The organism is Mesorhizobium subarcticum, assembly GCF_055456085.1.
Genome location: NZ_CM144237.1, coordinates 6166243 through 6190024, shown reverse-complemented (window position 1 = coordinate 6190024; position 23782 = coordinate 6166243). Strand labels below are relative to the sequence as shown.

Below are 23782 nucleotides of genomic sequence, written 5' to 3'. Positions count from 1 at the left end.
CCAGAGAAAAGGGAGAGGGCAGACGACGCAAGCTGGCACCGATAGCGGGTCCGGTCGCGACTTGCTGCGCGAGGCGGTTGGCCGGCTGCGCGATGGCCGCTGGGTTGTCGTCCTCATCGCGCTTGCGATCCTGGCTGGCGCCATCGTCATTGCCGGGCGTATCGCCTCCGGCCAGGCGGCCGACGATCTGCGCGACACGGCGCTTGCCGCCCTGCCGCTGGCGGCGGGAACCCTGACCGGCGAAATCGAAAAGCAGCGCCTGGTTCCATTGGTGCTGGCCCGCGACGATGCCGTGCGCGGGGCGCTGCGCCGGGCCGGAACGATGCAGGAAGCGGCCCTTAACGACAAGCTCAAGGCGATTGCGGGCGACGCCTCGGCGTCCGCCATCTATGTCATCGATACGGCGGGCATCGCGATATCAGCCAGCAATGCCGGTGAGCCGACGAGCTTTGTCGGCATCGACTATAATTTTCGTCACTATTTCAACGAGGCGATGGCGAAGGGCTCTGCCAGCCAGTATGGCCTCGGCACGATCAGCGGCCGGCCGGGACTCTATCTTTCGAGCCGTGTCGACGACAACGGCAAGCCGCTGGGCGTCGCGGTGTTGAAGGTCGAACTCGACGGCGTCGAAGCCAATTGGCGCTCCAGCGGGTTCCTCGTTTTCGTCACCGACGAACGCGGCGTCGTGCTGGCCACCAGCCAGCCTGAATGGCGGTTTCACGCGCTCGCACCGCTCTCCGCCGAAGACGCCGCCGCAGCCCATGAGCAGCTGCAACTGACCGACGCTGCCTTCGAACCCTTGCCGATACGACGCGGTGCTGGCGACGGCCTGGCGACGATCGACAGCTCGGGAAAACCGCGCCAGTTCGTCGAGGTGGTGCAGGACCTGCCAGGTGCCGTCCCTGGCTGGCGTCTTTGGCTGCTAACGCCTGCGGATGCCACTCTTTCGTCCGCCGCCAACACGGCACGGCTGACGACGCTGCTCGGGCTGCTGTTGACCGGCTTGCTTGCCTACGTGCTCACCCGTCGCCGCCGTACACGCCGGCTGCGGCAGGAAGCGCTGGCGCGTATGAACGTTGAACTCGAAAGCCGGGTATCGACGCGAACGGCGGAGCTGACACGCTCCAACACAGCTCTTGCCGGCGAAATCGCCGAGCGTGAAAGCGCCGAGGCCAAGGTGCGCCGATTGCGCGACGATCTCGCCCAGGCCAACCGGCTGTCCATCCTCGGCCAGATCGCTGCCGGCGTGGCGCATGAGATCAACCAGCCGGTCGCCGCGATCCGCAGCTATGCCGAGAATGCCGGCCGTTTTCTCGACAGCGGCAGGACCGAACCGGCGAGTGGCAATCTGACCTCGATCGTCTCGATGACCGAGCGCATCGGCGCCATCACCAACACCTTGCGCACCTTTGCCCGCCGCCCTGGCGTCGCCGCTTCGCCACTGCCGGTGCGCGAGGCGATCGACGGCGCGCTGTCGTTGCTCTCCGGCCGCATCCGCGATTCCGGCGTCACCATCGTCAAGCCGCGCGGCAGCGCCTCGCCGATGGTGATGGCGAGCCGCATCCGGCTGGAGCAGATCCTCGTCAACCTGTTGCAGAACGCACTGGATGCCATGAAGGACCAGCCCGATCCCCGCATCGAGATTGGACTCGCTGAGCGCGATGATCGGGTGCTGATTTCGGTGCGCGACAATGGTCCCGGCCTTGGACCGGAGGCGGCCGGCAACCTGTTCATGCCGTTCCAGACCACCAAGGAGAAGGGGCTCGGCCTCGGGCTGGTGATCTCGCAGGAGATCGCCCAGGAATTGGGCGGCACCTTGCAGCTCGATCCCGACAGTGCCGAAGGCGCGTCCTTCACCATCGATTTGAGGCGAATTGAATGACGCAGGGATCAGGGCTGGTGGCGCTCGTCGATGACGATGCCGACCTTTTGCACGCCACCACGCAATTGCTCGAACTTGCCGGCTTTACGGTGGTCGCGCGCAATGCCGCCGAGGCAGCCCTTGCCGTCGTCGACAGGAATTTCGATGGCGTCGTCGTCAGCGACATCCGCATGCCGGGCATGAACGGGCTGCAGCTCTTCGACCGCATCAAGGCAATCGACCCCGACATACCGGTGATCCTGGTCACTGGGCACGGCGATGTCGATCTCGCGGTCGCAGCGCTCAAGGACGGCGTCTACGATTTCATCCCGAAACCCTATGCCGGCGATCGCCTTGTCGAGGCACTGAAGCGGGCGAGCGAGAAGCGGCGGCTGGTGATGGAGAACCGGCGACTGCGCGAAGCCGCCGCACTGGCCGCCGACGGCCTGCCGCTGATCGGCGAGGCGCCTGCCATCCACCGGCTGCGCGAAACCTTGCGCCAGATCGCCGACATGGATGTCGACGTGCTCGTGGAAGGCGAGACGGGAACCGGCAAGGAAGTGGTGGCGGACCTTTTGCACAGGTGGGGCCGGCGCCGGGCCAAACCCTTCGTGGCGTTGAACTGCGGCGCCTTGCCGGAGACCGTCATCGAAAGCGAACTGTTCGGCCATGAGGCCGGCGCGTTCACCGGCGCGCAACGGCGACGCATCGGCCGCATCGAGCATTCCAGCGGCGGCACTCTGTTCCTCGACGAGATCGAATCCATGCCGCCGGCCCTCCAGGTCAAGCTGCTGCGGGTGCTGGAGACACGCAGCCTTACCCCGCTTGGCTCCAATGACGTCAGGCACATCGATCTGAGGGTCGTCGCGGCGACCAAGGTCGATCTCGGCCGGCCGGACCAGCGCGGCGATTTTCGCGAGGACCTCTATTTTCGCCTCAACGTGGTGACGCTGCACATACCGCCCTTGCGCGAGCGGCGCGGCGATATCCCGATGCTGTTCGGCCATTTCCTCGGCAAGGCCGCCGAGCGGTTCGGGCGTCCGGTCGCCAAGGTGAACACCGCGGTGAGCGACCACCTCCAGGCGCATGCCTGGCCGGGCAATGTACGCGAGCTCGCGCATTTCGCCGATCGCGTCGCGCTCGGTCTTGGCCCGGACGACGAGACGAAGGCGGTCTCACCGCAATCGCCGGAGCCTGCAGGCTCGCTGCCGGAGCGCGTGGGCCACTACGAGGCGCAACTCATCCGCGACGCGCTGCGCGACCATGGCGGCGATGTGCGCGGCGCCATCGACGCCCTCGGCGTGCCGCGCAAGACGTTTTACGACAAGCTCAAGCGCTACGGCATTGCCGCATCCGAATTCCGCAACAGCGGCGATCCGAACCTTATTCGAGAGCAGACATAGAAATTGCGCGAGAGCCCTACGGTTCGTATCGCCTCATCCCATCCAGCTGAGCTTTCCGGAAAGAGCCATGAACACGACCCTCGAAACAACGGCAAATCCCTTGCCGGAAGACCTCGCCTTTCTCAGCGAACAGCTGACGGCCTTCAACGACGGCGATGTCGGCGCGTCCGAAAGAAAGGCGCTGGCGGTGTTCGTGCGCGATGAGGAAGGCGCGGTCGTTGCCGGCATCTCGGGCTATACCGCCTGGGGCTGGCTCTACGTGCAATGGCTGTGGGTCGATGAGCGGTTGCGCGGCCAGCATATGGCCGGCAAGATGCTGAACGCAGCCGAGCAGGAAGCCGTGGCGCGCGGCTGCCAAAACGCCTGGATCGACACCTTCAATCCAAACGCTGCCAAGGTCTATCAGCGCCAAGGCTATCAGCCCTTCGGCGCGCTGGCCGATTTCCCGGTCGGCCGCAGCCGCATTTTCCTGCAGAAGAAACTGTCGCTGGTCTAACCGGCGAGCTTTCCGCCACGCATCGGCTGCGGCGCGCCGGTGGTGCTTGGAAAACTGATCGGCAGGCCGCGCAGCACGCGCACAGCAAGGAAGGCAAAACACTCGGCCTCGACAGCGTCGCCGCTCCAGCCGAGGCTTTCGGACTGCACCACCTCGACGCCGGCGCGGCTGGCGAGCATTGCCATCATTGTCGGGTTATGTCGGCCGCCGCCGCTGACCACCAGCTTTTTCGGCCGGTGTGGCAAGAGGTCGAGTGCCTTGCCGACCGCTGAGGCGGTGAAGGCGGTGAGCAAGGCCGCACCGTCCTCGGTGTTGAGGCCGTCAGCCATGGCGGCGCCGAAGTCGAACCGGTCCAGCGATTTGGGGTAGGGCTTGCTGAGATAGGGGTGTTGCAGCAGCTTGGCGAGCCGGGCCTCGTCGACCGTTCCCGCGCGGCCAAGCGCGCCGTCGCGATCCATTTCGCCGAGCCCCTTCGACTTGATGAAATCGTTGAGGGGCGCGTTGGCGGGGCCGGTGTCGAAGGCGACGACATTGTCGGCACCGTCCCACCAGGTGACGTTGGCGACGCCGCCGAGATTGAGCACAGCCACTTCGCCGCTGGCGCCGGCGCTGCGCATCAGCGCGGTGTGATAAACCGCGGCCAAAGGCGCGCCCTGTCCGCCGGCGCGAACGTCGGCGGAGCGGAAGTCGTAGGCGACCTTGGTGCCCAATAGGGCGTGCATCAGCTCGCCGTCACCCAACTGGCGGGTCTGGCCAATCCGCCCAGGTTGCGGCGCGCGATGCAGCACTGTCTGGCCGTGGAAGCCGACCACGCCGATGTCGGCCATCGTCATGCCGTAGCCTTCGACCAGTTCCCTGACCGCTGCCGACTGCGCGCGCGTCAGCGCTTCCTCGGCCTCAGCGAAGATTGCCGGTTCCGGCCCGACAAAGTTCCAGTCCCGGGCCTGCTTCAACGTCTCTTCCAGCAGGGAGCGGATCGACGGGGGATAAGGCATCAGCCGGTAGGTGCCGAAATCCTCGATCCGCTCGCCATCGGTCTTGATCAGCGCGACGTCGATATTGCCGTCAAGCACGGTGCCGGTCATCAGCCCGACGGCCCAGATTGGTTCCATCATTGAACTCCATCCATCAGATCGCCCGGCCGCTGGAGCGGGGTGATTCCGTTGTTACATGAGGTGTCGGACGGATTTGGCCGGTGGGCAAGGTCTGCCGCTGTTTGATACGGAACTCGATCCACAGTCTCGCGGCGGCTTTCGGCTCGCAAGCTTGTCTCGGAGGCACGCTGCAACAGGTTTGTCAGCCCTGGCGCGGCACGCCCTTGGCCAGCAGGTAGACGAGATACGGCCCGCCGAGCAGCGAGGCGAACAGGCCGGCGGGCAGTTCGTAGGGAAAGGCCGCCATGCGCGACAGCCAGTCCGAGACGATCATCAGCAAGGCGCCCAGAAGCATCGCGCCTGCCAGATGAACGCGTGCGCGGGAGAACCCGGCGAGTCGGGCAAGATGCGGCGCGATCAGGCCGACGAAGCTCAAGGGCCCGACGACCATGGCGGACAGCGCGGTCAGCAGCGCTGCGACAACAATCAGCACCAGCCGCCCGCCGGCGACCGGTATGCCCAGGCCACGCGCGCTGTCGGACCCAAGCGGCAGGATGTCGAGCCAGCGGGCCGCAAGAAACAGCGGCAACGTCAGCGGCAACAGGCAGGCTAGCGCAACCGATGCCTCCAGAGCGGTTGCCTGGCCGGTCGAACCGCTCAGCCAGCGCACCAGGACATAGGACTGCGCATTGCCCATCGCGATCGTCGCGCTGATCACGGCACTGCACAGCGCGCTCATCGCGATGCCGGCAAGAAGCAGGCGCTCGGCACCGAATTTCGCTCGCGCGGCGATGGCCAGCATGGCGATCAATGCCGCCAGCGAGCCCAGGGCCGAGCCGGCCAGCTGCCAGCCGAGGCCGGCCGTGGCGCTGACCATCAGCACGGCGGTCAGGCCGGCGCCAGCGCCAGTGCCGACGCCAAGCACTTCGGGACTTGCCAGCGGATTGCCGGTGACCCGCTGGATGACAATGCCGGCAGCCGCCAGCATGGCGCCGGCGGCAGCCGCCACGCCGATGCGTGGCGCGCGCCAGGCGGCGAGATCGGTCAGCAAATCACCGCTGGCGAATGACCAGCCTGTGGGGCCGCGGCCGACGATCAGCGCCACCGCGACGGCGACAAGGGTGAGCACTGCCAAGAGCAGGACGATGAGCCATGGTCGATCGGCCTTGCGCGGTGCATCCCCGTTCGAGCCGAGATGCGGCCACTCGAACATGCGCAGCCGTGGCAATAGCCACAGCAGCAGCGGGCCACCGAGAAGCGCTGTGCCCGCACCGGTCGGAATGCGCTCACCGCCAGGGCCGGCGGCGAGTTGCACCAACCCATCCGTCAGCCACAGCAGCACGGCGCCGACCAGCGGCGCGGCGATCAGTTTTTGGCGTAAGGTGCGTGCGCCCGAAAGCGCGGCCAGCGCTGGCGCGGCAAGGCCGATAAAACCAATGACGCCGACCTCCGCCGCGACGCTCGTCGCCATCCACACCGCCAGCGCGATGATGAGAACGCGGCTGGGATGACGGGCAACGCCAAGGCCACGCGCCGAGGCATCGTCAAGGCCGAGAATGGTCAGCGGCCGCAGCAACATCAGCGCGGCAACGGCGCCGGCCGCCAGCCTGACCGCCAGCGCGACGGCCGGCCCCCAATCCTGCTGGACCAGCGATCCGCCACCCCAGATGAACAGCGAGAACAGATACTCGCCATTGGCGAGGATCATCGCCGCACTAATCGAGCTGGCGGTCAGCGCCACCATCATGCCGGCGAGCACGACGGAGACCGGTTCGAGCCCACGCCGCCAGGTCAGGGCCAGCACCAGAAGCACCGCGGCAGTGCCGCCGGCAAAGGCGACCAGGCCTTGCGACCGCTCCATCAGCAGCGGCGCGTAGAGCGAGGCTGTCGTCATCGCCAGTTGCGCGCCGGCCGAAATGCCGAGCGTTGACGGCTCGGCCAGCTTGTTGCGCAACACATGCTGCAACAGCAGGCCGGAGAGACCGAGCACGGCGCCCGCCAGAACGGCCACCGCGGCGCGCGGCAGCGTGCTGTAGAACAGGATGACATGGTCGAGATCGACGCCGTCGCCCGGCGGCGCCGCCGGCCACTGCATTCCCGCGCGCCACACGAACAGAAGCGCCGCCACCGCCGCCAGCAAGCTCCATAGGGTGATCGGCGACAGACCGGTGCCCATCGCAGCGCGATGATCGGTTGCGCGCTCAGCCATGGGCGGCAAGCGCTGCCGCCGCCAGGCGTGCAAAACGGCGTGCCGATGGCAGGCAGCCGAAATGGTTGATTGCTTCGAGCACCGCGACGCGATTCTGGCGCACGGCGGGCAGCGCGTTCCACAAGGCATTGGACGGGAGCGAGCGGCCGACATCCGCCGGCAGTGGCGGGACGATCAGGATCGACGCCTCGGGCACGCGTGCTAGCGCCTCCAGTCCGACTGGTGCTGCCGCGCTGTAGCTTGTCTCGTCGGTCCAGGCATTGGCCAGGCCAAGACGTGTGAGCACATCGCCGAACATGGCGTCCCGACCGAAGGCGCGAAAATGCCTGCTGTCGCCAAGGCTGATGACGAAGACCGGTCGTCCGGACGATGGTGGCAAGGTGGCGCGAAGTCTGGCGATTTCATCAGACGTATCGTCGACGTAACGCTCTGCTTCCGCCTGTCGGCCAAGCTTCTCGCCCAGGGCCAGCGTGGCTGCCTCGGCCAGTGCGTAGGGCGGCACACCGGCCTGGTAGACCGTTTGCGCGAACACCGGCGCGATGCGTTCGAGCATCGGGCGCTGATATTCGTAGAAATTGGAGATGACGATCAGGTCCGGCGCGATGATGCGCAGCAGCTCGTAGTTGGGCGCGCCGCGCAGTCCGAGATCGGTCATGGCTTGGGGAACGGCCGGCTCGAACGCGATCTTGCGGAACTGGATCAGCTCGGTCGCCGCCACCGGTTCGATGCCGAGCGCCAGCAACGCCTCCAGCATGCCCCAGTCGATCGCGGCAATGCGCATCGCCGCGGCCCGGGCGGCAATCGGCGGCAGAAAGGAAGCTGCCGCCAGCGCAAGCATCTGCCGCCTGTTGGGCAGATGGATCATCACTGGCTTGTCTGGCAAGCTGTGGCTACCAAGTCGTGTGCACCTTCAGCTTGAACGAGCGGCCTTCGCCGTAGGAGCAGGTCAGCGTCGTCTGGCAACTGGCGACATAGGTCTTGTTGAACAGATTGGTGACGTTAAGATCGACGCCCCAATTCTCCTTCTCGTAGCCGAGCTTCAGGTCGGCCAAGGTCACGGCCGGCACCTTCGCCGTGTTCGCATTGTCGGCCCATGACGAGCCGAGGTAGCGCAGTCCGCCGCCGATCGAGATGCCGTCATACCAGTCGCCGCGGAACGTGTAGTCGACCGATGCGGACGCCATGACTTCCGGCGCGATGAAGGGCGTCTTGCCGATGAGCGCCGGGTTGGCATCCCTGGTGATTTCGAGATTGTAGGCCGTGAATGCGCCTGTGACCCGGAAGTCGTCAGTAATGTTTACCTTGCCCTCGAGTTCGACGCCGCGCGAACGCACCTCGCCGGTCTGGGTCTGGAGAAAAGGATTGGCGAGGGTTGCGACTGCCACGTTCTGGCGGGTGAGATCGAAGACCGAGAGTGTGAACAGGCCATCGATGAAAGTCGGTACGTATTTGATGCCCGCTTCATATTGCTGGCCTGTTTCCGGAACGAACAGGTTGCCATTAGCGTCGGTGCCGATCAGCGGATTGAAGAAGGTGGCGACGCTGACATAGGGGATGAAACCGTTGGCGAACTCATAGGCGAGGCCGGCGCGGCCGGAGAAATCGCCGACGGTTTGGCTCTGCGTGCTGGAGCTTGCCGAGTAGAAGGTTGGGCGGTTGTCCGCTCCGAGCCAGCCACGGTCATAGCGGCCGTTCAGCGTCATCAGCCAGCCATCGCCGAAGCGCAACTGGTCCTGCGCATAGAAACCGAGCTGCTGTTGGGTCAGGTTCTGGCTGAGATAGCTGACGCGAGGCGTCAGCGTCGAGCCGTAGACCGGGTTGAAAGCATCGATGGGATTGGAATTTAGGGGATCGTAGAGGCCCGACGACTGCACCTGGTCGATGTTGTAATATTTGTAGTCGAGACCGGCCAGCAGCGTGTGTTCGACGGAACCGGTCTCGACCTTGCCCTCCAGCTGCAGATCCGACAGGAACGACTTGACGTCAGTGTCGTGGCCGAAGTTGATACGATTGAGCGCAGTGGGGCTGGCGTCGGGATGATCGGCATCTCTCGCCCAACCATTGGGGTAGACGTTGACCTCATCGATATCGGCAGCACTAAATCGTGTGTTGGAGCGGACCGTCCAGTCATTGTCGAACGTATGCTCGAACTCGTACCCGATCGAACCTTGTTCGCGCTTGTAGAGGTCGATGCTCGGTTCGGTGAAGTTTGCATCCGGGTCGATGCGGCCATAGTTCACGCCGTCGACAACATGGTCCGTCACTGTACCATCATAGGGTAGGAAGCTGCCGCCATTGTGGTTCTCGTCGATATGGCTGTAATTGGCCAGGATGGTCAGCGTGGTTGCTTCATCCGGCTTCCAGGTGATGCTGGGTGAGATGAAGCCGCGCCAGCCATTCTGCAGGTCGCTGTAGGTGTCGCCGCCGGCGACCTTGCCATTGATGCGGTAGCTGACCGTGTCATTGTTGGCGACGTCACCAATGTCGAAGCCGAGATAGACATTGCCGGCATCGTTGACGCCGGTCTCGATGTAGCGCTTGCGTTCGAATTCCGGCAGCTTGCTGACATAGTTGACCATGCCACCAGGATTGCTGCCGCCATAGAGCACCGAGGCCGGGCCCTTCAGCACCTCGATGCGCTCGAGCCCGAAACTGTCGACATAGAAGCCACCGAAGCCATAGCTGAACAGCTGCAGGCCATCCATGTACGTGCCGGTGGCGGTCGCCTGGAAACCACGGATGAACAGCCAGTTGGTGTCGCTGTCGGGACCGAACGGCTGGGCGAAGACGCCGGCGGTGTAACGCAAGGCCTCGTCCGCCTTCTGCGCGCCCTGATCATCGATCTCCTGCCGGCCGACAACCGAGACCGATTGCGGGATCCCCTTGATGTCAGTCGCCGTCTTGGAGCCGATCCTGGTCTTCTTGGCGACGACACCTTCGACCGGTCCGGTGGCACTGTCTCCGGCCTCACCCTCGACTACGACGGGTTCAAGCTGGGTGCTGGTTTGCGCCGTCTGCGCGAACGCGGCCATTGGCGGGATCATCGCGGCCGCGGCGAGGCTGGCCGCCAGAAGCGCCTTCATCCGGTAAAGTCTGCTCATCAGGTAGGTCCCCGCCTGTGGTCGTTGAGATACTTGATCATTTATCTCAACTTATCTGCGGGTCATTGGATGGATTTGGGCGGCTTGTCCGTTCTTGTCCAAACGGGTGACATCGCGGCTTCATGTTGCGGAAATGTCACGGGCTTCCGGCGCTCTTCATCCAAGCGCCGGGCGTCACGCCGACCACCGCCTTGAACACCCGCGTCAGATGCGCCTGGTCGAAGAAGCCGGTCGCTTCGGCGATGTCGCCCAGCGAGGCGGCCTGACGCACCATCATCGTCTTCGCCCTGTCGATCCGCGCCTGCATCTGCCAGCGGTGCGGCGGCACGCCTGTTGCCGCCTTGAAGGCATGGCTCATCGCGGTTTCGGAGAGGCCGGTCAGCGCGGCGAGTTCGGCAAGCCGGATCCGGTCCAGGCAATGCGCTTCTATGTAGTCGGTAACGAGGCGCAGCTTGCGGCGCGACAGCGGCGATCGACGCCTGGCGGCACCTGGCTGATCGATCTGGAAAAGGCTGGCGAACAAGGCGTTGAGCAGGCCCTCGCCATAGAGATCATGCAGCGGCTCGTCGCTGCCGCATTCGGCTGCGATCAGGCCAGCCAGCATGGCGACCCGGTCGTCGCGAAACTGGAGGCGCGACATCTGCAAGGCTTCGCGATCGAGGCTGCGGCAGAAGCGGCGCGTCAGCGTCGCGACATCGAAATGCAGGTCGAGATGCCGGATCCGGCGCAGTCTCTCGACCTGGCCACGGATCGGCACCCCGGCCGGAATGTAGGCCATCGAAAGAGCCCTGTCGTGGCGGGATACTTCGCCCTTGGCGCCTTCAACGAAGAAGGCGCCGTCGCCATCCACATCAAGCGCGACGAACAGCCGGGGATCGGGAGAGACGTAGTAGCCTTCGGCCCTGTCACCACATGAGACATCCCAGAGGTCGGCAACCACGCCGTCCCACTGGTGCCATTTCAGGTGGCCGATGACCGAAAAGCCCTCGATCCGACTTTCCATGCGCGCAACGAAGGTCAAGTCTTGTCTGTCTCCGGGTATAATACATGACAAAAGTTATCATGTTTATGCTCGGTTCGGGATCGCACCGCAAGTCCCTGGTTTACAGCTGGAAAGCCGTCCGCGCCGACGTCAATGGTCCGGAAACCCTAAACGCTTTCGAGATAGGTCTCGATCTCGAAGTCGCTGACATTGAGGGCGAACGTATTCAGTTCCTGGCGTTTGCAGGCAACGAAGGAGTCGCGCAGGATCGCCGGGAAGATCTCCGCCACATGCGTCCCGCTTTCAAAGGTGGCGATCGCCGACGCCCAGTCCGGCGGCAGCTTGGCCGGCACGACGCCTTGGCCATCGTTCCCGATCGGATCGCCGGGCGACATCTGCCTTTCGATGCCGATCAGCGCCGCGCCCAGTATGGCGGCCAGTACCAGATAGGGATTGGCGTCCGCTCCCGACACGCGATGCTCGATGCGGCGTGCGCCGGTCGGGCCGCCGGGAATGCGGATCGCGACCATGCGGTTCTCGTAGCCCCAGGCAACCGCGGTCGGTGCGTAGGACCGCGGGCGAAGCCTGCGATACGAGTTGAAGTGCGGTGCGAACACCAGCGTGCTCTCGGCCATCGCGGCAAGCAGGCCGCCGACCGCGTGCCGCATGATTTCAGAGCCCTGATCGGTGCCGTCGTCGAACACGTTGCGGCCTTGGGCATCGACCAGGCTGAAATGGACATGGAAGCCGTTGCCGGCCCGGTCTCCATAGGGTTTTGCCATGAAGCAGGCGGCAAAGCCGTGCTTGCGGGCAATGCCCTTGACCGTGCGCTTGAAGAGCACGGCATCGTCGGCCGCCCGCAAGGCATCGGCGACATGGTTCAGATTGATCTCGAACTGGCCGACGCCATTTTCGGCGATCGCCGTATCGACGGGAATGCCTTGCGCCCGGCAGGCCTCGTAGACGTCATGGATGAAGGATTCGAAATCGTCGATCTCGTCGATCGACAGCGCCGCATCGGAATCGAGACGCCGTCCGGTGACCGGCGAGACAGGCCCGACCGGCCGCTGCGACTGTGGATCGACCAGATAGAATTCGAGTTCGGTCGCCGCGACCGGGGTCAGGCCGAGCGCCTTGTAGCGGTCGAGGATGCGGGCCAGCGCCCGCCGGGGATCGCCGAGATAGGGCGCACCATTTTCGTCGGCAAGCCAGAGCGGGACGAGCGCCGTCGGATGCGCCGTCCATTCCACCGGCAGAATGCCGCGTCCGGTCCATTGGCAAAGCCCGTCGGCATCGCCGGTCGAGAAGACCAGTGTGTTGCCTTCGATATCCTCGCCCCAGATGTCGAGCCCGATCAGCGAATAAGGCATGCGCAGCTTGCCTTCCAGCGCCTTGCGGGCCTGCTCGACGGGAATGCGTTTTCCCCGCATGACGCCGTTGAGGTCGCACACCGCCGCCCTCAGGCTCTGGATGTCGTTTCTGCTTTCAAGCCAGCTCAGGACGTCCGCAATTGCATCGCTCAATTTTAAAACCTCTGGTTTTCGAAGGTGCCTCAGCCTGATCGGCTGCACTGTTCCTGGTAAAAAATGCTTGTGAGTTTTCGGGAAGCCTATCCGGCCGCAGCCAGATATTTTTCCTTATTTTTTCAAGTCACTAACCGGGATATCGGGAGGCATTTCAAAACCAATTGCGCGATCTGCGATCGCAACATAGAGGCAAGAGGATGGAAAGCCAAGGGGCATTTCTAAGGCCTTGCTTCCGGAAATCTGGCCTGCCGCAGGATATGGGCGGCGCCTTCGTCGATGTCGCGCACGATGGCTGCGCGGGCCCGCGCCCCGTCCTGGGCCTCGATCGCCGCGACGACTTCCTCGTGATAGTCGATGTCGAGGATGGAGGAGAGGTCGTCCTCGAAGCCCATGGCGAGATTCCTGAGGAAGGGACCAACCTGCATCCAGACCGTCTCGATCAGGAAGATCATCTGCTCGTTGCCGCAATGGCGATAGATCGAGAATTTGAAGGCGTAATTCTTTCTGAGGTAGTCGTCGATATCGCCCTTGCGCGCCGCCAGGGTCAATTCAGTGCTGTGGCGCCGGATCGCCCGCAGATTGTTGCCGTTGACGAGCTTTGTCGCGAGCTCCGTCGCCGAGCCTTCGAGGATCGTGCGCACCGCGGTCAATTGCGAAAACCGGTCGGCCGAAATGACAGGCACCTCAACGCTGCCGTTCGGCATCGGGCTCAGCGCCCGCAGCGCCTGCAGCCGCATGAAGGCGCTGCGTACCGGCATGTCGCTGGTGCCGAGTTCCTTGGCGAGCTTGCGCGAGGTCAGCTTCTGGCCGGGCGTGAACTGGCCGGACATCAGGGCCCGCACAAGCTCCAGATAGACCTTCTCATGCAGGGGAACGGTGTCGACGGCGGTCAACCCGAATTGTGTTCTGTCGGCCATTGGCGGTGCGCTGCTTCGTTCTGAAATCTGGCCTGACGACCACGGACAATCGCGATCGGGCCGAGCATGGCGGGAGGCCGAAGCCTGCGATCTGTAGGGCCATGATAGACGCTTCAATCCTTGTACGGCAAGACTTGGCCCGTTGCCCGGATTGCTAGGTTTTCGGCCTGGCTTGCGGGCGCGCGGCATGTCCGTTGCGGTCTGCAATATCGCCATCACAAATCTTGACCTTGCGCGCACTTGCACGTCCGGCCGCTCTCTGGCTTTTTGGGTCACCCATCCGAACGGACTGATTCGCGTCATGCCGCTCGATTGCAATGCCTTCTAGGCAATCTGCTTGTGGGTCGTGAAGCGCGCGCAAATTGGCGAAGGAGAAGCAGGCATGGCCGAGTTCAAGAAGCCGGAAATCTCCGAGATGAGACCCAAGATCACCGTTATCGGCGTCGGCGGTGGTGGCGGCAACGCCATCAACAACATGATCGTGGAACAGCTTCAGGGAACCGAATTCATTGCCGCCAACACCGACGCGCAGGCGCTGACCATGTCGAAGGCGACACGGCTGATCCAGCTTGGCGCACACGTCACGGAAGGATTGGGCGCCGGCTCGCTGCCGGAGATCGGCCGTGCCGCGGCCGAGGAATCGCTCGACGAGATCATGGATCATCTGGCCGGCACGCATATGTGCTTCGTCACCGCCGGCATGGGCGGCGGCACCGGCACCGGCGCCGCCCCGATCATTGCGCAAGCGGCGCGCAAGGCCGGCATCCTGACGGTCGGCGTCGTCACCAAGCCCTTCACCTTCGAGGGTCGGCGCCGCATGCAGATGGCCGAAGAGGGCATCGAACGGCTGCGCGAAAGCGCCGATACGGTGATCGTCATCCCGAACCAGAACCTGTTCCGGATCGCCGATGCAAAGACCACCTTCGCCGACGCCTTCGTCATTGCCGACCGGGTGCTTTACTCCGGCGTCAGCTGCATCACCGATCTCATCGTCAAGGAAGGCCTGATCAATCTCGATTTCGCCGACGTCAAATCGATCATGCGCGGCATGGGCCGCGCCATGATGGGAACCGGCGAGGCGTCGGGCGATGGGCGAGCGATGAAGGCGGCGGAGGCCGCGATCGCCAACCCGTTGCTGGACGAAATGTCGATGAAGGGCGCCAAGGGCGTGCTGGTCTCGATATCGGGCGGCAGGGACATGACCCTGTTCGAGGTCGACGAGGCCGCTACCCGCATCCGCGAGGAGGTCTATGAGGATGCCGACATCATCGTCGGCGCGATCTTCGACAAGAGCATGGAAGGCCGCTTCAGGGTCTCGGTGGTGGCGACCGGTCTCGACCGCGCGCTTGGCGCGGAGGATGCCGGTGTCGGCGCGGCGCATGACCGCGCCGGCCAGTCGCCATTGCGGACGCTCCAGTAGCCTTAGACTGGCCGGCGCAACGATCGCGGTCCGCTGTATCGATCTCTGTGCCGCTGCTGCTACAAGAAACCGTCATATCAGGCCCTCTATACTGGCACCCTGTATCGTTCGAGCGACGAGAGGCGCGGCTTGGAATTTGACTTGAAGACCATCGAAGCGCTCGCGCCCGACCAGGCGTCATTGAGCGCGGCGTCCAGGTTGACCAAGCAATCGAACTGGCCCCGGCTCGAAAAGAGCGAACAGCTGGGGCTCATCTGGGGAGAATGCCAGGGCTCCGGCTCCAACCCCTATCGCGTGGTCGTCGACACCGGCGACCACGGCTACAAATGCACCTGCCCGTCACGAAAATTCCCCTGCAAGCACACTTTGGCGCTGATGTGGATCGCAGCCACCACGCCAGCCAGTTTTGTTGCAGCCGAACTCGACGCCGGAATGGGTGAATGACTGGCTCGGCCGTCGTCGGAAGACGACGTCGCAGCCGGCTGCACCGTTGCCCGGCGCGGGCGGCAAGAGCATTGGCGAGGCCTTGCGCGACGACGAAAGCGCTGCTGTCGAGGACGCAGCCGCGATCGAACGCCGCGAGGCTGCGCAGCGCAAGCGCGCCCAGGATACGCGTTCCGCGGTTTCGGCGGCACTGGACGAGCTCGACCAATGGATATCGGATCAGCTGCGGCTCGGCCTTGCCGGTTTTGTCGACAACAGCAGCGATCGTTGCCGCCGCATTGCGGCGCGGCTGGTCGACATGAAGGCGACAGCGCTTGCCGGCCGCATCGACGAGATTCCATCCTGGCTGATGGGGTTGCGCAGCGAAGAGCGCCCGGACGCCGCGATCCGAGAACTTGGCAAGCTCGTGCTGCTGGCCAAGGCCTGGCGATCGACACCTGATGACGCTGAGCTGAAGCGGCTGGTATCGACTTCGGAAAGCCGCGAGCAGGTTCTGGCCAATTCCGACGCGATCCAGGTCGACAGCGTCTGGGAGGTGCTCGGCGAAAAGATCGAGACGCGCCGCGACGGTCTTGTCAGCCATTCGACCTGGCTGCTCGATCTGAACAGCGCCAGTCCGCGATTCGCCCTGCTGCTCGACTATTTCCCGGCCTCCGCCGGACGCCGGTCCAACGCGTTCACGCCAGGCGATCGCTTCGATGCGCGGCTGGTCTTTTATCCGGCACGCCAGCCATTGCGGGCGCTGGTGGTGGAGCGCAAGGGAGATGTCTCGTCAGGGCAATGGCCGGCATTCGGCTTTGATGCGGCCGATCCGCTCGCGTCCCATGTCGCTCACCAGGACACGGCCCCGTGGCTCACCGACTGTCCTATCATGCTGCCGCCCGGCGCGATCCTGCTGGACGATCGTGGCGATGCTTGGTGGCAGTCAGCTGACAATCCGCATGGCATCGCCTTGCCGATCGCCGATACCGTCAGCCCAACGCTGCTTGGGCTGGACCTCGCGGCGACGGCAGCCCTATGGAGCGGTAGCAGGCTTCACCTGTTGGCGGCGCAGAGCGCGTTCGGGAGGCTTGATCTGTCGTGAACGAGATCGAGCAGACTTGTCTCGCGACCATGCGCGATAGCTGGATCACCGGCGGAACCAGCTATGACCTCGCTCCGGCCGCGTGGAAAGAGATCGCTGGCGGTGCCAACCCCGACGAGCGTGAGCGTCGGCTGCTGGCGATCGCCGCGCAAGCCCTTGAGATCGCCTTGCGACCGGCCGCGCCGAAAACGCTGAAGCGTCGCCCGCCGCTGCCCGAACTCGCCTTGCCCATGCTGCCGGATCGGCTGCGGCCGCTTTTGCGAGCGGCGCTGAAACAGGCAGCCGACGCAAGGGGCAAGTCGCGTGTGGTGGCCCTTGTCGCCAGCCGCGGCTTCGTGCTGCATCCGATGGACTGGATGCCGGCCGCGTCGGATCAGACCAGCCCGGATGTCTATGCACCCTGGATCGACTGGCAGGCGGGCGTGAATGGCGAAAAACACGCAGACCGGGAGCAGCTGACCGCGGAGAACTGGGATGATTTCTATCCCGCCGCTCGCCGCAGTGCGCTCTCCGATATGCGCCGCACCGCACCGGCTGTGGCCCGGCACCTGATCGAGACCAAGGGATCAAGCGAGCCGGCGGAGGTCAGGCTTACGCTCATCGCACTCATGCATTTCGGCCTGGGGGCCGATGACGTGCCCTTCCTGAAAAGCCTGTCCGCCGATCGCTCGGGCAAGGTGCGCGAACTGGCCGGCCGGCTGCTGGCGCGGTTGGGGCAGCACGGCCAGCCAGGCGACAGCGGGCCGGAAAATCCGATAGCGGAACTCGCCGCCTTCATCACGGAAGGCAAATCTGGCTTCATCCGCCGCCGCACCACCTACGCGCCGGCGAAGCTGAAATCGCCGGCGCAGGAACGACGCCGCTCCGAATTGTTCGAGACCTGCAACCTGGTTGATCTTGCCGCGCGTTTCGGCGTTGCCGAAGCAGACTTCATCGGCGCGTGGCAGTTCGGCGCCGACAACAGTGTCGACATCCTTGTCGCCCGCATGGTCGCCGCGTCCGGCAGTGACGCGGCGGTCACGCACATGGCCGACACACTTGTGGCTGAGGGCGGCAGGCCAGCGCTTTTCGTCCTGCATCTGATGCCGCGTCTGGACAGTCGCAGGCAACGTGTCCTGATCAGGCTGATCCTGAAGGACACGCAGTATCTTGGTGCGCTCAGCCTGGCCGAGAGCCTCGAAGCAGGATGGCTGGACTGGGCCGACCTGACGAACGGCAAGACGCTGCCGGCGCTGCGCGCCGCCATCGCCGGAAACGATGATGCCGTGAAGCGCGGCGCCGACCAGCTTCTGGAAACGCTGGGCTTTCTCGTCACCGCGGCGGCGGCGGAAAAATTGATTGGCGATGTCGTCGCGGCCGGCATGGCGCCGGCAGCACCGTCGCTTGGTCTTCTTCGCCTCAACGCATCCCTGGCCGGGCCTTGAACCAAAACATGATCAATCCGGAGAACAGCAAATGAATGCAGCCATCCGTCTTCCGGTCGAGCAGGCCTACGCCGCCGAGTTGCAGGCGCTCGCGCGCAATGACGACCGGCAAAAGCCCGCCGGCTGGAGCCTGTCGCCAAAGGCGGTGCTGACCTATCTGCTCGGCGGAAAGGCTGACAACGGCACGCTGATAACGCCCAAATATGTCGGACGCCGCCGGCTGATGGAGACCGCCGTGGCGACGCTCGCCACCGACCGCGCACTGTTGCTGCTCGGTGTTCCCGGCACCGCCAAATCCTGGGTGTCGGAGCATCTCGCCGCCGCCATCATGGGCAACTCGACGCTGATCGTGCAGTGCACGGCCGGCACCGACGAGAACCAGATCCGCTACGGCTGGAATTACGCGCAGCTTCTGGCCAAAGGCCCCAGCCAGGAAGCGCTGGTGCCGACGCCGCTCTACCGCGCCATGCAGGACGGCAAGCTCTGTCGCCTGGAGGAACTGACGCGCATGGGCTCGGACGTGCAGGACACGCTGATCACCGTGCTGTCCGAAAAGATGATGCCGATTCCCGAACTCAACACCTCGGTCTACGCGCAGCGCGGCTTCAACATCATTGCCACCGCCAACAACCGCGACAAGGGCGTCAACGAATTGTCCTCGGCGCTGAAGCGCCGCTTCAATGTCGTCGTGCTGCCTTTGCCCGAAGACATGGCGGAAGAAGTGGCGATCGTCTCCAAGCGCGTCGGCGAGATGGCCGGCGGTCTCGACCTGCCGGTGCCGAAGAATGTCGGCGAGGAGATCGCCCGCGTGCTGACCATTTTCCGCGAGTTGCGCTCCGGCGCGACATCAGATGGCAAGGTCACTTTGAAGACGCCCTCCGGGTCACTGTCCACGGCCGAAGCGATCGCCACCATGGTCGGCGGCCTCAGCCAGGCGGCCTGGTTCGACGGCGGCAAGCTCGGCGCCGAAGGCCTCGCCGCCAGCCTCGTTGGCGCGATCGTGAGAGATCCGGTGCAGGACAAGTTGGTGCTGGAGGAATATCTGGAGACCGTGCTCAAGAAGCGGCCGGACTATGCCGGCTACTACGCCGCTTTGAACGCAGCGATCTGACGCCATGGCATCAGGCGACGTTTCCTATTTCGGCATACGCCATCACGGGCCCGGCTCCGCCGCCAGCCTGGTGCAGGCGTTGCAGGAGTTGAAACCGGTCGCCGTACTGATCGAAGGGCCGGCCGATGCATCGGCGCTGCTGCCATTGCTCGCCCGCCCCGAAATGCAGCCGCCGGTGGCGCTGCTGTGCTATCCGGAAGACGATCCGGCTTCGACGAGTTTCTGGCCTTTCGCCGAGTTCTCGCCGGAGTATCAGGCGACGCTGTGGGCCGTCGCCAACAACGCGACAGTGCGCTTCATCGACCTGCCATCTTCGGCCCGGGTCGCACCGGCTGAGGCTGCGGAAAAGACCGACGGGACGGAAGTCACCGCCGAGGCTGAGTTGGCGCCACATCTTCGTGACCCGATCGGCACGTTGGCTCAGGCTGCCGGCTACGAGGATGGCGAGAGCTGGTGGGCCGACATCATTGAGCAGAACCCCGAGCCCGGTCCGATCTTCGCGGCCATAGCCGATGCGATGACGACGCTGCGCGAGGGCGAAGGCCCGCTTGCCGAATTCGAGGCAAAGCGCGAAGCGCATATGCGGCTGGAGATCGCCGCCGCACGCAAGGAATTCGACGGGCCGATCGCTATCGTCTGCGGCGCCTTCCATGTGCCGGCACTGCAGGCGCCGCGCCCGCTCAGGGATGACCAGGCCATCCTGAAGGGGCTTGCCCGACGCAAGAGCACGATGACCTGGGCGCCGTGGACCGGGCCGCGCCTGGCGCTCGGCTTCGGCTATGGCGCCGGCGTCGTCGCGCCCGGCTGGTGCAAGCATCTGTGGCGCACCCGTGGCCGGCACGATGCGGCAACCTTGTGGCTCGCCATGATCGCGGCGGTGCTACGGGCGAAGGGGCACATGGTCTCGACCGCCTCGCTGATCGAAGCCGAACGGCTGGCCCGGACGCTTGCTGTGATCCGCGAGCGGCCAAAGCCCGGCTTCGAGGAATTGCGCGACGCAGCGATCGCCGCCTTGTTCAACGGCGAAGCTATATTGTGGGCACTCGTCGAAGCCGAACTGCTGCTCGGCGCCGATGTCGGTGAAATTCCACCCGATACCCCGCTGGCGCCGCTGATCGGGGATCTGCAGCGCAACCAGAAGGCGGCGCGGTTGAAGCCGGAGGCGCTGGAGCGCGAATTGTCGGTCGACCTGCGCAGCGAAAGCGGACTGTTCCGCTCGACCTTGCTGCATCGGCTGAACGTGCTTGGCGTGCATTGGGGCAGGCTGACCGACAGCGGGCGCAGCCGCGGCACGTTTCGCGAGCGCTGGACGCTGGCGTGGGAGCCGGAATATGCCGTTCGCCTGGTCGAGAACCTGGTCCACGGGCCAACCATCGAAAAGGCCGCCAATGGCCGGCTGATCCAGATGATCGGCACCGCGACCTCTCTCGATGCGCTGGCGGCACTGGTCCAGGGCGCGATCACGGCCAATTTGTCGGAGGCCTCGACCGCCGGGCTGGCGATGCTGGAGGAACGCGCGGCGCGCAGCAGCGAATGCCTGGAAATCCTGGCATCGGTGCCGCCACTCGCCGAAATCATCCGCTATGGCGAAGCCCGCAAGACCGAAACGACGCGTCTTTCCGGCCTGCTGGAGCGGCTGATCGTCGAAGGCGGCATCGCGCTCCCTTACGCGGCGCGCGATCTCGACGCCCAGGCTTCGACGGCGCTGGTCGGGGCGATGCGCAAGGCCGATGAGGCGATCAAGCTGGTCGAGCCTGAACAGGACGTTCTGGATGCCTGGCGTAATGGACTGGCGGCCGTGCTCGACGGATCGCGACCGACCGCATTGGTGGCAGGCTGTGCCGCCCATCTGCTTTACGAGGCCGGCCATTTTTCCGCCGACGCCGCGGCAGGCCTGATCGAACGGCGCCTGTCGCCGGGCACCCCGGTCGCCGAGGCCGCTGGCTTCTTCGAGGGTTTCTTCAGCACCGCCGGTCAGCGGCTGATCTATGACGAAGGCTTGCGCGGCGCGGTCGATGCCTGGCTCAAATCGCTGGACGAAGACGCTTTCATTGCCCATTTGCCGCTGCTGCGCCGGGTTTTTTCGCATCTGGACTCGATGGAGCGGCGGCGGCTGATCGAAGCCGTCCTCGGCCGCGCCAGGCGCCTGCCAGTCGGGCTGACGCCGACGCCCGGCGGTGACGAGGCCTGGCGTCGGCATCTGGAACGGCTTCGGCCTTTGCTGATGAGCGAGAACGGCAATGGATGACGAGGTCGACATCAACGAGACCGAGCAGGCTGGCGATGGGCAGGAGCGCCGCTGGCGCCTGGCGATCGGCGCCGATGACGAAACCTCGTCAGCGCTGTCCGACACCGACAAGCGGCTGTCGGCGGCACTTGATGCACTCTACGGCGACGGAACCGGCGATGCCGCCGCCGATCCGCGCAAGCGGCGCGGCGGCCTTGGTCGCTCGGCGCCGAAGGTGGCGCAGTGGATGGGTGATATCAGATCGTTCTTTCCCGCGCAGGTCGTCCAGATCGTCCAGAAGGATGCCTTCGAGCGGCTGAACCTGAAGCAGATGCTGATGGAGCCGGAATTCCTCAAGGCAATCGAGGCCGACGTCAATCTCGTCGCCGACCTGATCTCGCTGCGCTCGGTCATGCCGGCCAAGACCAAGGATATCGCTCGTACGATCATCGCCGACATCGTTGCCAAGCTGATGCAGCGGCTGGAGCAGAAGACCGCGGAGGCGATCCGCGGCGCGCTGGACCGGTCGCAGCGCACCAACCGTCCCCGGCAGCGTGACATTGACTGGCCGCGGACCATTTCGGCCAACCTTCGCCATTACCAGCCCGAGCACAAAACCATCGTCCCGGAAAAACTGGTCGGCTTCATGCGCAAGCAGCGCAGGCTTGTCGATCTGGACGAAGTGGTGCTGTGCGTCGACCAGTCGGGCTCGATGGCAAGCTCGGTGATCTACGCTTCGATCTTCGCCGCCGTAATGGCCTCCTTGCCGGTGGTGCGCACCAAGCTTGTCTGCTTCGACACGGCGATCGTCGACCTGACCGAGGAGCTCAGCGATCCGGTCGAGGTCCTGTTCGGCGTGCAGCTTGGCGGCGGCACCGACATCAACCAGGCCGTCGCCTATTGCGCCGATCGCATCGAGCGGCCGACCAAGTCGCATATGGTGCTGATCACCGACCTTTATGAAGGCGGCAACGGCCAGGAATTGCTGCAGCGGCTGGCGGCACTCGTTCGCTCCGGCGTCAATGTCGTGGTGCTGCTGGCGCTGACCGATCAGGGCAGGCCGGGCTATGACCCGAAGATGGCAGGATCTGTGGCAGCACTCGGCATCCCGGTCTTCGCCTGCACGCCGGATCTGTTTCCCGACATGATGGCGGCGGCCTTGCGACGGGAAGATCTCGGTGCGTGGGCGGCAGGCGCCGATATCAAGCTTGTTCGCGCCGAGGACGAAAGTCCGGCGGCCGGCGCGTAAGGCGCGCTCACCCTCACGCGTCTGGCGTGATCAAAAAGCGGCAATCCAAAAAGCAAGGCTGAAACCCGGCGATGCTGACATGCACGCGGGAAGGGCCCCTCGCATCACCATTCACTGAACGTCGCCAGACGGTCGGTCGAAGTCCGTTCGGCCGTCATGTCGTGATTTGCGCCAAACGGTCGCTTGACTCTGATCAAGCCTTGTGAAAAATTTTGCAGTAACTGATAAAAATATCAAAGGGTGGAAATGGTAGGGTTCGGCAACGGCCTCCTGCGCGACGATGAAACCAGCATGGCAACACGTGCCGCGTGGCTTCACTATGCCGGTGGCCTTACCCAGTCCGAGGTCGCCAAGCGGCTGGGACTGACCAGCCTCAAGGCGCACCGCCTCATCACCAAGGCCAACCAGGAAGGGCTGGTGAAGGTTTATATCGACGGCGAAGTGTCGGAATGCGTCGAGCTTGAAGACGAACTGTCCCGCCGCTACGGCCTCGACTATTGCGAGGTGGTCCCGGACTTCGATTCCGAGGATTTGCCGCTCAAGGCGCTCGGCATTGCCGGCGCGCAGTTCTTGAAACGCGAGATCGAACGCGGCGAAGAGGCGCTGATCGGTGTCGGCCATGGCCGCACGCTCGCCGCTTGCGTCGAATATCTGCCGCGCACCTCGACAGACAAGATCCGCTTCGTCTCGCTGCTTGGCGGCCTGACGCGGAAGTTCTCGGCCAACCCGCACGATGTCATTCACCGCCTAGCCGAACGCACCGGCGCCGAAGCCTATGTCATGCCGGTGCCGATGTTCGCCAACACGGCGGAGGACCGAACCGTGCTGCTCGGCCAGAAGGGCATCCGCGAGGTCTTCGATCTCGCACGTTCCGCCGACCTGTTGTTTGCCGGCATCGGCACCGCCGAACGTGAAGCGTCGCTGGTTGCCACCGGCATGATCGAAAAGGGCGAGATGGAGGAGATCCGCCGCAATGGCGGCGTCGGCGAATTGCTCGGCCATTTCTTCGACGAAGCCGGCAAGGCGGTGGCGACGACCGTTTCCAACCGGGCGATGGCGCTGACGCGCGAGGACATTGCCAGCCGCCGGATCGTCGCCGTCGCCGGCGGCAAGATCAAGGTTCGTGCCATCAAGGCCGTGCTGGAAGGGCGCTATCTCAAGGGCCTGATAACCGATGAGCGGACGGCGCGGTCGCTCGTGGAAGAGACGCCGGTCGGGTAGCCGGCAACAGTTC

General features: G+C 64.7%; 18 protein-coding genes. 11 read left to right on the top strand and 7 right to left on the bottom strand.

The annotated features are described in order from the left end of the window. Positions 1-61: 61 nt before the first annotated feature. The 3 genes from ACZYHG_RS30315 (at position 62) to ACZYHG_RS30305 (ending at position 3760) form a co-directional block, all read left to right on the top strand. Positions 62-1882 (top strand): sensor histidine kinase, encoded by a 1821-nt coding sequence (locus ACZYHG_RS30315; RefSeq protein WP_464611710.1) that lies wholly within the window; start codon positions 62-64, stop codon positions 1880-1882. After that, complete coding sequence (locus ACZYHG_RS30310; RefSeq protein ID WP_464611709.1) at positions 1879-3264, top strand: sigma-54-dependent transcriptional regulator; 1386 nt, start codon at positions 1879-1881, stop codon at positions 3262-3264. Before ACZYHG_RS30315 ends, ACZYHG_RS30310 begins: the two co-directional genes overlap by 4 nt. 67 nt (positions 3265-3331) lie before the next feature. Continuing rightward, complete coding sequence (locus ACZYHG_RS30305; protein WP_464611708.1) at positions 3332-3760, top strand: GNAT family N-acetyltransferase; 429 nt, start codon at positions 3332-3334, stop codon at positions 3758-3760. Here ACZYHG_RS30305 and ACZYHG_RS30300 read toward each other — a convergent pair. The 7 genes from ACZYHG_RS30300 to ACZYHG_RS30270 form a co-directional block, all read right to left on the bottom strand. Next, positions 3757-4872 carry an anhydro-N-acetylmuramic acid kinase gene (locus ACZYHG_RS30300; RefSeq protein WP_464614823.1) on the bottom strand — a complete coding sequence of 372 codons (1116 nt, stop codon included), beginning with the start codon at positions 4870-4872 and terminating at the stop codon, positions 3757-3759. The genes ACZYHG_RS30305 and ACZYHG_RS30300 overlap by 4 nt on opposite strands. 184 nt (positions 4873-5056) lie before the next feature. After that, positions 5057-7063: a Fe(3+)-hydroxamate ABC transporter permease FhuB gene (gene fhuB / locus ACZYHG_RS30295; RefSeq protein ID WP_464611707.1), complete on the bottom strand. Its 2007-nt coding sequence runs from the start codon at positions 7061-7063 to the stop codon at positions 5057-5059. Further along, the gene (locus tag ACZYHG_RS30290) at positions 7056-7928 is read right to left on the bottom strand and encodes an iron-siderophore ABC transporter substrate-binding protein (protein WP_464614822.1); all 873 of its coding nucleotides are present in this window, start codon (positions 7926-7928) and stop codon (positions 7056-7058) included. Before ACZYHG_RS30290 ends, fhuB begins: the two co-directional genes overlap by 8 nt. Positions 7929-7953: 25 nt before the next feature. Beyond that, complete coding sequence (locus ACZYHG_RS30285) at positions 7954-10164, bottom strand: TonB-dependent siderophore receptor (protein ID WP_464611706.1); 2211 nt, start codon at positions 10162-10164, stop codon at positions 7954-7956. Between the two features lie 136 nt (positions 10165-10300). Further along, entirely contained in the window at positions 10301-11185 is an 885-nt protein-coding gene (locus ACZYHG_RS30280) for a helix-turn-helix domain-containing protein (protein ID WP_464611705.1), read from the bottom strand. Positions 11186-11313: 128 nt separating this feature from the next. Further along, the gene (locus ACZYHG_RS30275) at positions 11314-12669 is read right to left on the bottom strand and encodes a glutamine synthetase family protein (protein WP_464611704.1); all 1356 of its coding nucleotides are present in this window, start codon (positions 12667-12669) and stop codon (positions 11314-11316) included. A gap of 221 nt (positions 12670-12890) precedes the next feature. Next, positions 12891-13589, bottom strand: coding sequence for a GntR family transcriptional regulator (locus tag ACZYHG_RS30270; protein ID WP_464611703.1), 699 nt, complete (start codon positions 13587-13589; stop codon positions 12891-12893). Between the two features lie 382 nt (positions 13590-13971). Here ACZYHG_RS30270 and ftsZ point away from each other — a divergent pair, with 382 nt between their 5' ends. The 8 genes from ftsZ to ACZYHG_RS30230 all read left to right on the top strand — a co-directional run bounded on the left by ftsZ (position 13972) and on the right by ACZYHG_RS30230 (position 23769). Next, entirely contained in the window at positions 13972-15009 is a 1038-nt protein-coding gene (ftsZ, locus tag ACZYHG_RS30265; RefSeq protein WP_464611702.1) for a cell division protein FtsZ, read from the top strand. 141 nt (positions 15010-15150) lie between these two features. Continuing rightward, positions 15151-15453 carry an SWIM zinc finger family protein gene (locus ACZYHG_RS30260; RefSeq protein ID WP_464611701.1) on the top strand — a complete coding sequence of 101 codons (303 nt, stop codon included), beginning with the start codon at positions 15151-15153 and terminating at the stop codon, positions 15451-15453. After that, positions 15446-16537 (top strand): SWIM zinc finger family protein, encoded by a 1092-nt coding sequence (locus tag ACZYHG_RS30255; RefSeq protein WP_464611700.1) that lies wholly within the window; start codon positions 15446-15448, stop codon positions 16535-16537. The genes ACZYHG_RS30260 and ACZYHG_RS30255 overlap by 8 nt, the downstream gene beginning before the upstream one ends. Continuing rightward, positions 16534-17961, top strand: a complete 1428-nt coding sequence (locus ACZYHG_RS30250; protein ID WP_464611699.1) for a DUF5691 domain-containing protein — start codon at positions 16534-16536, stop codon at positions 17959-17961. The genes ACZYHG_RS30255 and ACZYHG_RS30250 overlap by 4 nt, the downstream gene beginning before the upstream one ends. 31 nt (positions 17962-17992) lie before the next feature. Continuing rightward, complete coding sequence (locus ACZYHG_RS30245) at positions 17993-19072, top strand: ATP-binding protein (protein WP_464611698.1); 1080 nt, start codon at positions 17993-17995, stop codon at positions 19070-19072. A gap of 4 nt (positions 19073-19076) precedes the next feature. Next, on the top strand, positions 19077-21320 hold the full coding sequence (locus ACZYHG_RS30240) for a DUF5682 family protein (RefSeq protein WP_464611697.1): 2244 nt from the start codon (positions 19077-19079) through the stop codon (positions 21318-21320). Further along, positions 21313-22548, top strand: coding sequence for a VWA domain-containing protein (locus tag ACZYHG_RS30235; protein WP_464611696.1), 1236 nt, complete (start codon positions 21313-21315; stop codon positions 22546-22548). The genes ACZYHG_RS30240 and ACZYHG_RS30235 overlap by 8 nt, the downstream gene beginning before the upstream one ends. A 246-nt stretch (positions 22549-22794) precedes the next feature. Next, positions 22795-23769 (top strand): sugar-binding transcriptional regulator, encoded by a 975-nt coding sequence (locus tag ACZYHG_RS30230; RefSeq protein WP_027034064.1) that lies wholly within the window; start codon positions 22795-22797, stop codon positions 23767-23769. Positions 23770-23782: the final 13 nt, after the last annotated feature.

Bases quoted from the DNA above. Each gene is read 5' to 3' on its own strand.
- ACZYHG_RS30310 (WP_464611709.1), top strand. From the start codon at position 1,879: ATGACGCAGGGATCAGGGCTGGTGGCGCTCGTCGATGACGATGCCGAC.
- ACZYHG_RS30305 (WP_464611708.1), top strand. From the start codon at position 3,332: ATGAACACGACCCTCGAAACAACGGCAAATCCCTTGCCGGAAGACCTC.
- ACZYHG_RS30300 (WP_464614823.1), bottom strand. From the start codon at position 4,872: ATGGAACCAATCTGGGCCGTCGGGCTGATGACCGGCACCGTGCTTGAC.
- fhuB (WP_464611707.1), bottom strand. From the start codon at position 7,063: ATGGCTGAGCGCGCAACCGATCATCGCGCTGCGATGGGCACCGGTCTG.
- ACZYHG_RS30290 (WP_464614822.1), bottom strand. From the start codon at position 7,928: ATGATCCATCTGCCCAACAGGCGGCAGATGCTTGCGCTGGCGGCAGCT.
- ACZYHG_RS30285 (WP_464611706.1), bottom strand. From the start codon at position 10,164: ATGAGCAGACTTTACCGGATGAAGGCGCTTCTGGCGGCCAGCCTCGCC.
- ACZYHG_RS30270 (WP_464611703.1), bottom strand. From the start codon at position 13,589: ATGGCCGACAGAACACAATTCGGGTTGACCGCCGTCGACACCGTTCCC.
- ftsZ (WP_464611702.1), top strand. From the start codon at position 13,972: ATGGCCGAGTTCAAGAAGCCGGAAATCTCCGAGATGAGACCCAAGATC.
- ACZYHG_RS30245 (WP_464611698.1), top strand. From the start codon at position 17,993: ATGAATGCAGCCATCCGTCTTCCGGTCGAGCAGGCCTACGCCGCCGAG.
- ACZYHG_RS30240 (WP_464611697.1), top strand. From the start codon at position 19,077: ATGGCATCAGGCGACGTTTCCTATTTCGGCATACGCCATCACGGGCCC.
- ACZYHG_RS30235 (WP_464611696.1), top strand. From the start codon at position 21,313: ATGGATGACGAGGTCGACATCAACGAGACCGAGCAGGCTGGCGATGGG.
- ACZYHG_RS30230 (WP_027034064.1), top strand. From the start codon at position 22,795: ATGGTAGGGTTCGGCAACGGCCTCCTGCGCGACGATGAAACCAGCATG.